Source organism: Erwinia sp. INIA01 (genome assembly GCF_025947915.1).
GTDB lineage: Bacteria > Pseudomonadota > Gammaproteobacteria > Enterobacterales > Enterobacteriaceae > Erwinia > Erwinia coffeiphila.
Genome location: NZ_JAPDNC010000011.1, coordinates 1 through 12348 on the forward strand (window position 1 = coordinate 1; position 12348 = coordinate 12348).

Sequence of the window (12348 nt, forward strand, 5' to 3'; positions counted from 1 at the left end):
TGAAATACAAAACGCCCGATGAGGTTCATCGGGCGTTTTACAGGCAGAACGTTGTCAACCTAAATCAGGACTAGTCAGCCAGCCCGCAGGCTTTAAGCGGCGGGCTGCACTAAAGGTGGTGAATCAGTGCGCGATCAACGTGGAGCGGCGCTGCCACTCGCGCAGGAAGGCGCGCACCAGCAGGAACCAGATAACGCCACAGGCCAGATTCACCAGGCTGAACGCCCGCGACCCGTCGCTGAAGTAGGCAAATTTCGCCAGCTCAATGCCCAGCGCGAACACCAGAATGCTGACCATGCCGAGCATCGCCGCCACGCTGCCTTTACCTGACTCGTTGGAGAACAGCGTCAGTCGGTATAAACCGGCATTAACCAGCCCGGTGCCGAATCCATAAATACTTAAACCGGCGGTCAGCCACAGATAACTGTGGTTATCGATCAGCGTGGCAATGGTGGAAATCGCTAACCCCAGCAGAATAGGCCAGGCACCCAGCCGCAGCGGCTTATCGATCGGCAGGCGTGATGCCAGCTTGCCCAGCGTCAGGTTGCCGATAATCATCGCTATAAATACCGGCAGCTGTAGCAGCGCGTAATCCATCCGCGTCAGCCCCTCGTCGTGGATCAGGATAACCGGCGACAGCGCCACCCAGGCCAGGCAGGGAATAGTGACCAGGCCGATAGCCAGTGAACCGCTCATCACCTGGCGGTCTTTCACCAGTACCGCATAGCCCTTCGCCAGCGATGGCAGCGACAGTGACATCTGCGGGTTGCCGGAGGTTTCCGGCATCGTCAGCCATAATCCTACCAAAGCGAGTGCCGTCAGCGCGCCAAACAGCCAGAACATGGTGCGCCAGTCGCTGAATTCAAGAAATGCCGCCCCTGCCAGCGGACCAGCCAGCGGAGCCAGCAGGGCAACGTTGGCCATCAGCGCCATCATTTTAACGCTCAGCGCTTCATCGAAGGCTTCCTGGATGGCTGCATAGCCTACGGCGCCGATGAAGCACAGGCTGGTGCCCTGCAGGAATCGCAGTAGCACAAACTGCTCGATGCTCTGCACCCAGTGCGTGGCCATACAGGTCAGCATAAAGAACGCTACGCCGCCGAGGATCACCGGACGGCGGCCAAATTTATCCGACAGCGGACCAAGCAGCCACTGCAGCATAATGCCGCCAATAAGATAGGCGGTTAACGACGCGGAGACCCATTCCGGACCGACGCCAAATTCTTCGGTGACCAGCAGCATACCCGGCTGGATCATGTCATGAGCGATATAGGTGGCGAATTCAAACAGCACCAGCGACAGAGGAAAAATCAAGTACCGCGGGGTCAGACTCGACAGAGGCGTAAATGACGCCATGCTGGCTCCTTCCAGTAAGTTGAAAATGCGAAAACCGCCTGAGCGGTTTGCGAATAAAAAAGGGCCAGTTGCCTGGCCCATTACATTCATCAATAGCGAGCGGGGAATTACTCTACGCGCAGCACGCGGCTGGTGTTGGTGGTGCCGGTGGTGCTCATCACGTCGCCCTGGGTAACGATAACCAGGTCGCCGGACACCAGGAAACCTTTCTCGCGCAGCAGGTTGATTGCGTCGTGCGCTGCCGCCACGCCGTCGTTGTGGCTGTCGAAGAACACCGGGGTCACGCCGCGATACAGAGCGGTCAGATTCAGGGTACTTTCGTGGCGAGACATGGCGAAGATTGGCAGACCTGAAGTAATGCGTGAGGTCATCAGCGCGGTACGGCCGGACTCGGTCATGGTAATAATCGCCGTAACGCCCTGCAGGTGGTTAGCGGCGTACATCGCGGACATGGCGATCGCTTCTTCGATGTTATCGAACTGCACGTCAAGACGGTGCTTGGAAACGTTGATGCTTGGCACTTTCTCTGCGCCCAGGCACACTTTCGCCATCGCCGTTACCGTTTCAGCCGGGTACTGGCCCGCAGCGGTTTCGGCTGACAGCATCACAGCATCGGTGCCGTCGAGCACGGCGTTAGCCACGTCCATGACCTCTGCACGGGTCGGCATTGGGTTGGTGATCATCGATTCCATCATCTGGGTGGCGGTGATCACGGAACGGTTCAGCTGGCGAGCGCGGCTGATCAGCGCTTTCTGAATACCGACCAGCTCCGGATCGCCAATCTCAACGCCCAGATCGCCCCTTGCCACCATCACGACGTCGGAAGCGAGGATGATGTCATCCATGGCTTCCTGAGTTGCAACGGCTTCAGCACGCTCAACTTTAGAGACGATTTTCGCCTCACAGCCTGCTTCGCGCGCCAGGCGACGAGCGTAGTTCAGGTCTTCGCCACAGCGAGGGAAGGAAACGGCCAGGTAATCCACGCGGATCTGTGCCGCTGTCAGGATGTCGGCTTTGTCTTTTTCGGTCAGCGCTTCGGCTGACAGACCGCCGCCCAGCTTGTTAATGCCTTTATTGTTGGAAAGCGGGCCACCGACGGTCACCTCGGTGAAGACTTTCATTCCCTGAACTTCCAGCACTTTCAGCTGTACGCGGCCGTCGTCCAGCAGCAGGATATCGCCAGGTACCACGTCAGCAGGCAGGCCTTTGTAATCGATGCCGACTTTTTCTTTATCGCCTTCACCTTTACCCAGGCTGGCATCCAGCAGGAAGCGCTCACCGATATTCAGGAAGACTTTGCCTTCTTTAAACGTAGATACGCGGATTTTTGGTCCCTGCAGGTCACCCAGGATGGCAACGTGACGGCCCAGTTTAGCGGCAATAGCGCGAACGCTGTCTGCGCGTTTCTGGTGATCTTCCGCTGTGCCATGTGAGAAGTTCAGACGAACGACATTGGCACCTGCTGCGATGATCTTTTCAAGGTTATTATCGCGATCCGTGGCAGGCCCCAGTGTGGTTACAATCTTGGTTCTTCTGAGACGTCTTGACATGTATAACTCCGTTGACTTTTAGTGTGGTGTTGCAAGTGCAAGCACTACCAGGTTTTATCTCTGGGTATATGATAAGGAACGGATAATCCCGAACCTTCATCGTCGTTACTAAGTAAAACTGCTAATGACTGATGTTAACCTGGCCTTCCTTTTCCAGACGCGACTCTTTCAGTGCATCCTTAACCCGCTTCAGATTATCGCGAAACTTCGCGCCGCGCCGCAGGGTAAAACCGGTGGCCAGCACATCGATCAGCGTCAGCTGCGCGAGGCGAGAAACCATCGGCATATAAATATCGGTGTCTTCCGGTACATCAAGGGTCAGCGCCAGCGTTGCTTCACGCGCCAGCGGGGAGTCTGGCGAGGTAATCGCCACGACCGTAGCATCATTTTCCCGCGCCAGCCTCGCCAGCTCAACCATTGATTTTGTGCGCCCGGTATGGGAGATCAGTACCATCACATCTCCCTCGTTGCTGTTCATACAGCTCATGCGCTGCATCACAATATCATCGGAATAGATCACTGGCACATTGAAGCGAAAAAATTTATTCATTGCGTCATGCGCCACGGCTGCCGAGGCACCCAAACCAAAAAAGGCGATTTTCTTTGACTGGGTCAGCAGATCGACGGCACGATTGACGGCGCTGGTATCCAGGCTCTGTTTTACCCGATCCAGCCCGGCCATCGCCGACTCGAAAATTTTACCGGAATAGGACTCTACGCTATCTTCCTGTTCGACATTGCGGCTGACATACGGCGTACCGTTGGCCAGACTTTGCGCCAGCTGCAGCTTAAAGTCCGGGAAGCCTTTGGTATTCAGTCGATGACAGAAGCGATTTACGGTAGGTTCGCTAACACCTGCTGCTTTTGCCAGCAGTGCAATACTGGAATGCATCGCGGTAGTCGGGGAATCAAGGATAACGACGGCAACTTTGCGCTCGGATTTGCTTAAATTTTCCAGGCAGGATTGAATTTTTTCCAGCATATTCATAGGACTAACCACTCATACATTCTGACGATTTCAATCAAAGGAGAAATCGATGTCATTTTGTAGAGAATATACAATGCGCTACGGCAGAGACGGCAGTAGCATGATGAGAAAACTTTACATTTTTTACCATAGTTTGAGCTGTGTCAGGTTTTCAGATTGGTAATAACAACATCAGAACTGATGGTTTATTACGCAAAGCTTAGACGCAGATCGACCGTTTTTGCCAGTTATTTAACCATCGAATTGAATACATTGTGCCAGAGTTACCTCACCTGGTTTACGCGGGCCGGGCAAACGAAGTACAGTGTGTTGAAATAAAATTACAATAAGATCTGTCCAACTACGGAACCTACATGGACAGTCTAATCCTGCAACGAGGAGAATGAAATGGCGGTTACACAAACAGCCCAGGCATGCGATCTGGTGATTTTCGGCGCCAAAGGCGACCTGGCGCGCCGGAAACTGTTGCCCTCTCTGTACCAGTTAGAAAAAGCGGGCCAGATCCATGAAGAATCACGCATCATCGGCGTAGGCCGTGCGGAATGGGACAAAGCTGCCTATACCAAAGTGGTGCGTGAAGCGCTGGAAACCTTCATGAAGGAAAAAATTGACGAAGCGCTGTGGGATAAACTCAGTAGCCGACTTGATTTCTGCAACCTGGATGTTAATGACAGCAGCCATTTCCCGCGGCTGGGCAAAATGCTTGACCAGAAAAAACGCGTGACCATCAACTACTTCGCTATGCCGCCAAGCACCTTCGGTGCAATCTGTCAGGGCCTGGGCCAGGCGAAACTTAACGCCAAGCCTGCTCGCGTGGTCATGGAAAAACCGTTGGGTACCTCGCTGGTGACCTCTCAGGAGATCAACGACCAGGTTGGCGAATATTTCGAAGAAAGCCAGGTCTTCCGCATCGACCACTATCTGGGTAAAGAAACGGTTCTGAACCTGCTGGCTCTGCGTTTCGCCAACTCCCTGTTTGCTTCCAACTGGGATAACCGCACCATCGACAGCGTGCAGATCACCGTGTCGGAAGAAGTGGGTATCGAAGGCCGTTGGGGCTACTTCGATAAAGCAGGCCAGATGCGCGATATGATCCAGAACCACCTGCTGCAGGTTCTGACCATGATCGCCATGTCACCGCCTGCCGATCTGTCCGCTGACCGTATCCGCGATGAGAAAGTGAAAGTTCTGCGCTCCCTGCGCCGCATCGATCAGACTAACGTGCGTGAGAAGACCGTGCGTGGTCAGTACACTGCCGGTTTCGTACAGGGCAAAAAAGTGCCTGGCTACCTGGAAGAAGAGGGCGCGAACAAGCAGAGCAGCACTGAAACCTTCGTTTCAATCCGTGTGGATATTGACGACTGGCGTTGGGCCGGCGTTCCGTTCTACTTGCGTACCGGTAAGCGTCTGCCGACCAAGTGCTCCGAAGTAGTGGTGTACTTCAAAAACCCTGCGCTGAATCTGTTTAAAGATACCTGGCCAGAACTGCCGCAGAACAAACTGACTATTCGCCTGCAGCCGGATGAGGGTGTGGAAATCGAGATCCTGAACAAAGTTCCGGGCCTGGATCATAAGCACAATCTGCAAACTACCCAGTTGGACCTGAGCTTCTCTGAAACCTTTAACCAGTCGCATCTGGCGGATGCCTATGAGCGCCTGCTGTTAGAAACCATGCGCGGTATTCAGGCGCTGTTTGTGCGCCGTGATGAAGTGGAAGAGGCCTGGAAGTGGGTTGACTCCATCATGGATGCCTGGGCTGCGGATAAAGACGCACCTAAGCCGTATCAGGCGGGGACATGGGGACCGGTTGCTTCCGTGGCGATGATCACGCGCGATGGCCGTTCCTGGAATGAAATCGAGTAAGATTTTCTGACGTCATCTCGCAGATAAGCGGCCTTCACTGAAAAGTGTGGGCCGTTTTTTTTGCCTGATATTTTGAAAATTACACAATATTAAAAATATTTTTGAACCTGTGTTTCAAAAACAGCGGAGAGCGATAGACGATACTCCCGCACTGTTGTAAGGTAAGTCACCGTTTCGGAACCACCGCATAATATTTGCCTGCTATCTCAAACAGGGAAAGCATGCCAGACAGGAGAATGTTGTTAATGAGTAACTGGAAAACAAGCGCAGAACAGATCCTGACCACCGGCCCGGTTGTCCCGGTGATTGTCGTTAACAAACTCGAACATGCGGTGCCGATGGCTAAAGCGCTGGTTGCCGGCGGTGTGCGCGTGCTGGAAGTGACCCTGCGTACCCCGTGTGCACTTGATGCGCTGAAAGCGATGGTGAGAGAAGTTCCGGAAGCTATTGTGGGTGCCGGTACGGTGCTCAACGCCCAGCAGCTGAAAGAAGTCACCGATGCCGGTGCGCAGTTTGTTATCAGCCCGGGGCTGACCGAGCCGCTGTTGCGTGCCGCTGTCGACGGCCCGGTGCCGTTGATTCCTGGCATCAGCACCGTTTCTGAACTGATGACCGGTCTGGATTACGGCCTGCGCGAGTTTAAGTTCTTCCCGGCCGAAGCTAACGGCGGTGTGAAAGCGCTACAGGCAATTGGTGGACCGTTTCCGCAGGTGAGTTTCTGCCCGACCGGGGGGATTTCTCCGGCGAACTACCGTGACTATCTGGCGCTGAAAAGCGTGCTGTGCATTGGCGGTTCATGGCTGGTCCCTGCCGATGCTCTGGAAGCGGGTGATTACGATCGTATTACTCGTCTGGCGCAGGAAGCGGTGGCTGGCGCGCGCTAATGCGTGACGGTTAGTGGCGGTAAGCAAATTGTTTATCTGACCACGATTTAAGAATTTAAGGCCGCTGTCTCTTTGGGATGGCGGTTTTTCTATGGGCTGCCAAAATGTTATTTGGCTGTGGCTGTGGCTGTGGCTGTGGCTGTGGCATTGGAGTTCGGGGCGCATCCTCTGCACAAGTCGGGCGTCCTCGCGTCACGCTGTGCGTGATGCCTTCGGCTCCGGCAGCGTGACTTTCGGGCCGGTCTGGAGCGGGCGTCCTGCCCGCGCCAGCCCTGACGCTAACGTCCTGTTAGCGTCCCCGGTCCCGCTGTCTTCGTCTCAGCGCTGTGGATTGCCCGGTTTGCGCAGAGGATGCGTCCCTTCTTACAAAGTGCTTGCGGTTAGCTTCAATATAATTAAGTGCTTAGCTGGCTGATTGAGTCAGGTTAAACCAGGTCTTCTTGGGGGAATATTAAAGTCCTATTGTTGGCTATAACGCTGTGGCTGTAGCCGCGGCATTGGAGTTCGGGGCGCATCCTCTGCGCAAGTCGGGCGTCCTCGCGTCATGCTGTGCGTGATGCCTTCGGCTCCGGCAGCGTGACTTTCGGGCCGGTATGGAGCGGGCGTCCTGCCCGCGCCAGCCCTGACGCTAACGTCCTGTTAGCGTCCCCGGTCCCGCTGTCTTCACCTCAGCGCTGTGGATTGTCCGGTTTGTGCAGAGGATGCCCCCTTCTTACATAGAGCTTGCGATCTGCTTCAGGTTATCAATTGTTGAGCCAACGGAACCAGATAGATTGCTAGCGGATGCAGATTCAAGCTTTCGAAGGGCAGACATCGAATGATTTATAAGCAACAGGGAGAGTTGGTAAGAGAGCACTAAGAAGCTTTACAGCCATAACGGGGTTCAGTCTCAGAAGATTAAGATATAGGTATTTGTTTTCTCATCCAGAAGTCACCAGATCTAAAAGCGGGCTGGTGGTTCCCCCGAACGGGCAATCCGCAGCGCAGAACGTAGAGAGGAAGCCAGGATTCGGTCGCATGGACGCGACCGAAAAGCACAGCCGGGCAGGACGCCCGTCTGTGCTGGTCCGAGAGGCTGAGGAACGAAGTGATGGCACCACGCAAAGCGTGGCGCGAGGACCCGCCCGAGCGGGGGAACCACCAGCCAGAGCGAGCACCGTTGTTCCAGACAATACAAGCCGCCAGAGCGGGGGACTATCAGCCAGCGTTAACACCACTGTCCCATCCAACGCAAGTAACGTTGAATTACCCGCTGACCTTGACGCTCGCCGCCGCTGCAACCGCACGCTGTACCGCGTCATCAATATCCGTACCGGTCGCCAGTGCTACACCCAGGCGGCGCTGACCGCGAATCTCCGGCTTACCGAACAGACGAACCTGCAAACCGGCACCTACAGCAGCCTGCAAATTGCCAAACTGAACGTTATCACTATCCAGCTGTGGCAGAATAACGGCAGAGGCCGACGGACCATACTGACGAATACCCCCAACCGGCAGGCCGAGGAACGCGCGAACGTGCAGGGCAAACTCGGAAACGTCCTGAGAAATCAGCGTCACCATCCCGGTATCGTGCGGGCGGGGGGAAACCTCGCTGAACACCACTTCATCGCCGCAAACAAACAGCTCAACGCCAAACAGGCCGCGCCCGCCGAGGGCTTCAACCACTTTGCGGGCGATGTCCTGCGCGCGCTGTAGAGCCAAATCGCTCATCTGCTGCGGCTGCCAGGACTCACGGTAATCGCCATCTTCCTGACGGTGACCGATTGGAGCACAGAAATGAACGCCGTCAACGGCGCTGATGGTCAGCAGCGTAATTTCAAAATCGAATTTCACCACGCCTTCAACAATCACACGGCCCGCACCGGCGCGGCCACCCTGCTGGGCATATTCCCAGGCTGCTTCCAGCTGCGAAGCTTCGCGGATAAAGCTCTGGCCTTTGCCGGAGGAACTCATTACCGGCTTAACGATGCACGGGAAGCCAATTTCATCGGCGGCGGCAAAGAAGGCTTCGCGGCTGTCGGCGAAGCGGTAGGTGGAGGTCGGTAACGACAACTCTTCGGCGGCGAGGAGACGAATGCCTTCGCGGTTCATGGTCAGCTTTGCCGCACGCGCGGTGGGGACAACGTGCTGGCCCTGTTTTTCCAGTTCAACCAGCATGTCGGTGGCGATGGCTTCGATTTCCGGCACGACGAAGTCCGGTTTTTCCTGGGCGATCAGGGCAGCCAGCGCGGCACCGTCCAGCATATTGATCACATGGCTGCGGTGGGCAACGTGCATGGCAGGGGCATCGGCGTAGCGGTCAACGGCGATCACTTCCACGCCAAGACGCTGGCATTCCAGCGCCACTTCCTTACCCAGTTCACCTGATCCTAACAGCATTACGCGAGTCGCCTGTGGGCGCAGCGCGGTTCCAAGAGTCGTCATAATCTCTACCTGATTGAATGGAAAAAACGCGCGCAGTATAAACGAAAACGTTTGCGTATTCATCCTGAACGCTAAACTTGAGTCAAATCCGCTTCAGTGATAGGCTGTATATAAACACAGTATAGCGAGAAGAAAATTATGGCTGTTGAAATTCAATACGTAGTCGTCAGAAAAGGTGAGGAAAAGATGACGTTTGCCAGCAAAAAAGAAGCCGATGCCTACGACAAAATGCTCGATATGGCCGAAGTTTTTTCTGAATGGCTGACCACCAGTCCGCTGGCGCTTGATGAGCAGCAGGGTGAAGCGCTGGGCCTGTATCTGGCAGAAAACAAAGATGCACTGCAGCACATTCTGCGCACCGGTAAAATGCCGGAAGAGGCTAACGCCGGTGAGCTTGAATCAGAAGAAGGCGATAGCAAACTGCGCGCGGTGTGATTTCCGGGCGTAGCATAAAAGGTGGTGGCTAATTTTACACCGGTTGTGCCTTCGGCTATTGGCAATCAGGCATCTTGCTGCCAGTCTTACAGGCAGGCACAGCAACCGTGAAAATATCATGACACCACCTAAAGCAAAGAAAGTCCCTCATGTGATGACTCAGCACGGTGACACGCGCTGCGACAACTATTATTGGCTGCGCGATGACCAACGGGAAGATCCGGAAATTATCGCGTGGCTCAAAGCAGAAAATGAGTACGGCGACAGCTTGCTGGAACCGCAAAAGGCGTTGCAGGCGGAACTGCTGCAGGAGATCATCGATCGCATTCCTCCGCGCGACCAGTCGGTTCCCTACGTAAAAAATGGCTATCGCTACCAGAGCCGCTATGAAGAGGGCAACGAGTACGCCATTTACAGCCGTCAGCCTGCGGAAACCGCCAACCCCGAACAGTGGGAAACGCTGGTCGATGCCAACCAGCGCGCGGCGGAAAGTGAGTTTTATGCACTTGGCAGCCTGGCGATTACCCGTGATAACCAGATCCTGGCTCTGGCTGAAGATTTTCTCTCTCGCCGCATCTACAGCATTCATTTCCGCCACCTGCAGGATGAGCGCAGCTTTGACGATGTGCTGGAAGGTGTGACTGCCGGCATGACCTGGGCGAATGACTCGCAAACGCTCTACTACGTGCGCAAGCATCCGAAGACGCTGCTACCTTACCAGGTCTGGCGGCATACGCTGGGCACCGCGCAGGAAAGCGATCGGCTGGTCTACGAGGAGCTGGACGACACCTTCTATGTCGGCCTGTATAAGACCACCTCCGAGCAGTTTATTGCTATTTCACTCAACAGCAGCACCACCAGTGAAATCCTGTTGCTGGATGCGAATGTGCCGGATGCCAAACCGGTGATGTTCAGTCCGCGCCGTAAAGATCACGAATACAGCGTCGATCACTATCAGCAGCAGTTTTACCTGCGATCGAATCGCGACGGTAAAAACTTCGGCCTCTATCGCACCGACACCGTTGATGAAAACAGCTGGCAGGCGATTATTGCACCGCGTGCGGATATCGTGCTGGAAGGCTACTCGCTGTTCCGCGACTGGCTGGTAGTGGAAGAGCGTCAGCGCGGACTCACCCGTCTGCGGCAGATTAACTGGCAGAGTGGGGAAGAACGGGCGATTGCCTTTGACGATCCAACGTATGTGACCTGGCTTGGCCATAACCCGGAGCCGGAGACCAGCAAATTGCGCTACGGCTATTCCTCAATGACCACGCCAGACACGCTGTACGAACTGGATATGGACAGCGGCGAGCGTCAGGTACTGAAGCAGACGGCGGTAAAAGGGTTTGATGCCGGTCATTATCGCAGTGAACGCCATTGGGTCACCGTGCGTGACGGAGTTGATGTGCCGGTATCGCTGGTGTATCGCAAGGACAGCTATCGCCCCGGCAGCAACCCGCTGCTGGTCTACGGCTATGGTTCTTACGGCAGCAGCATGGACTCGGATTTCAGCGCCAGCCGGCTCAGTCTGCTGGACCGTGGCTTCGTCTTCGCCTTAACACACATTCGCGGCGGCGGTGAAATGGGTCAGCAGTGGTACGATGATGGCCGCCTGCTGAATAAGATGAACACCTTCCACGACTTTATTGATATCACCGATGCGCTGGTGGAAAAAGGCTATGGCGATCCGGCTAAGCTCTACGCCATGGGCGGCAGCGCCGGTGGCTTGCTGATGGGGGCGGTGATCAACATGGTGCCGGAACGCTTCCACGGGGTGGTAGCGCAGGTGCCTTTTGTTGATGTGGTAACCACCATGCTGGACGAGAGTATCCCGCTGACCACCGGTGAGTATGATGAGTGGGGTAACCCCAACGACGAGCAGTATTATCGCTATATTAAGCAGTACAGCCCGTACGATCAGGTTATTGCGCAGGATTATCCGCATTTGCTGGTCACGACCGGCCTGCACGACTCTCAGGTACAGTACTGGGAACCGGCTAAATGGGTGGCTAAGCTGCGCGAGCTGAAAACCGATTCGAATCTGCTGGTGCTGCATACCGATATGGATGCCGGTCACGGCGGCAAATCAGGCCGTTATAAAGTGTGGGAAGAAGTGGCGCTGGAGTATGCGTTTCTGATTGGGCTGGCGAACGGCACGCTCACCAGCAACTCTGCTCACTAATCATCTATGCCTAAGGCCCGCTGCATGGTAATACGCAGATTGGGCTTCAGGTCCGGGATGTTTTTCAGCATCCAGTGCAGATATCCCGGATCTTTCTTTGCCACGGAATCAATGGCCTGACCGCGATACTTACCGAACGGGAAGGTGCTTTCCAGTCCTTTCGTCTGCATCCTGCGGACCATCTCCTCAGCGTCCCAGCCGCTGGCGTCCATAATATGAATCAGCAGCGCAGCGGTGATGTAGCAGTCATACAGTGCCCTGTGCGCATGCAGGCCGGGTGGAGTAATCACCTCAAGATTCAGCGCATCGCGCAGCGCCTGATTGCCGTACTTGAGGCCGGGCCACAGGCGACGGGCAAGCGTCATGGTGCAAATCCACTCGCCGTGCATTTCCGGCAGCATCCGGCGATCGAAGCTGGCATTGTGCGCCACGTAGTAAGCGCTGCCCTGATAACGCCCCACCGCCTGCTCAATGGTGGGTTTACCGAGCACCATCTCTTCGGTGATTCGATGAATAGCCATCGCCTGGCGGCTGATAGGCCGATCCGGGGAGATCAGATCGCTCATCGGATTTATGATCTGTCCATCGACCACATCCACCGATGCCACTTCGACAATACCACCCTGCAGGCCGCAGGTTTCCGTGTCAATTACACGTAACATACTC

Annotated in this window: 9 protein-coding genes; 4 read left to right on the top strand and 5 right to left on the bottom strand. The window is 55.3% G+C overall.

The annotated features are described in order from the left end of the window. Positions 1 to 123: 123 nt before the first annotated feature. The 3 genes from OMR58_RS18760 to OMR58_RS18770 all read right to left on the bottom strand — a co-directional run bounded on the left by OMR58_RS18760 (position 124) and on the right by OMR58_RS18770 (position 3894). On the bottom strand, positions 124 to 1356 hold the full coding sequence (locus OMR58_RS18760; protein WP_200559662.1) for an MFS transporter: 1233 nt from the start codon (positions 1354 to 1356) through the stop codon (positions 124 to 126). A 107-nt stretch (positions 1357 to 1463) separates the two neighbouring features. After that, a complete protein-coding gene (gene pyk, locus OMR58_RS18765) occupies positions 1464 to 2906 on the bottom strand; it encodes a pyruvate kinase (RefSeq protein WP_200544012.1) in 1443 nt (480 codons plus the stop codon). A gap of 121 nt (positions 2907 to 3027) precedes the next feature. Further along, positions 3028 to 3894, bottom strand: a complete 867-nt coding sequence (locus OMR58_RS18770; RefSeq protein WP_105594253.1) for a MurR/RpiR family transcriptional regulator — start codon at positions 3892 to 3894, stop codon at positions 3028 to 3030. A 387-nt stretch (positions 3895 to 4281) separates the two neighbouring features. Here OMR58_RS18770 and zwf point away from each other — a divergent pair, with 387 nt between their 5' ends. Continuing rightward, positions 4282 to 5757 carry a glucose-6-phosphate dehydrogenase gene (gene zwf / locus OMR58_RS18775; RefSeq protein WP_105594252.1) on the top strand — a complete coding sequence of 492 codons (1476 nt, stop codon included), beginning with the start codon at positions 4282 to 4284 and terminating at the stop codon, positions 5755 to 5757. Positions 5758 to 6002: 245 nt separating this feature from the next. Continuing rightward, on the top strand, positions 6003 to 6641 hold the full coding sequence (locus tag OMR58_RS18780) for a bifunctional 4-hydroxy-2-oxoglutarate aldolase/2-dehydro-3-deoxy-phosphogluconate aldolase (protein WP_264546672.1): 639 nt from the start codon (positions 6003 to 6005) through the stop codon (positions 6639 to 6641). A gap of 1245 nt (positions 6642 to 7886) precedes the next feature. Here the strand turns inward: OMR58_RS18780 and purT are convergent. After that, positions 7887 to 9065: a formate-dependent phosphoribosylglycinamide formyltransferase gene (gene purT / locus OMR58_RS18785; protein WP_264546673.1), complete on the bottom strand. Its 1179-nt coding sequence runs from the start codon at positions 9063 to 9065 to the stop codon at positions 7887 to 7889. A gap of 138 nt (positions 9066 to 9203) precedes the next feature. Between purT and OMR58_RS18790 the strand changes: the two genes are divergently transcribed. Further along, complete coding sequence (locus OMR58_RS18790) at positions 9204 to 9500, top strand: YebG family protein (protein ID WP_264546674.1); 297 nt, start codon at positions 9204 to 9206, stop codon at positions 9498 to 9500. Positions 9501 to 9618: 118 nt separating this feature from the next. After that, on the top strand, positions 9619 to 11682 hold the full coding sequence (locus tag OMR58_RS18795; protein ID WP_264546675.1) for a S9 family peptidase: 2064 nt from the start codon (positions 9619 to 9621) through the stop codon (positions 11680 to 11682). On the opposite strand, the gene exoX is transcribed toward OMR58_RS18795, so the two are convergent. Continuing rightward, entirely contained in the window at positions 11679 to 12344 is a 666-nt protein-coding gene (gene exoX / locus OMR58_RS18800; protein WP_264546676.1) for an exodeoxyribonuclease X, read from the bottom strand. The genes OMR58_RS18795 and exoX overlap by 4 nt on opposite strands. Positions 12345 to 12348 lie beyond the last annotated feature (4 nt).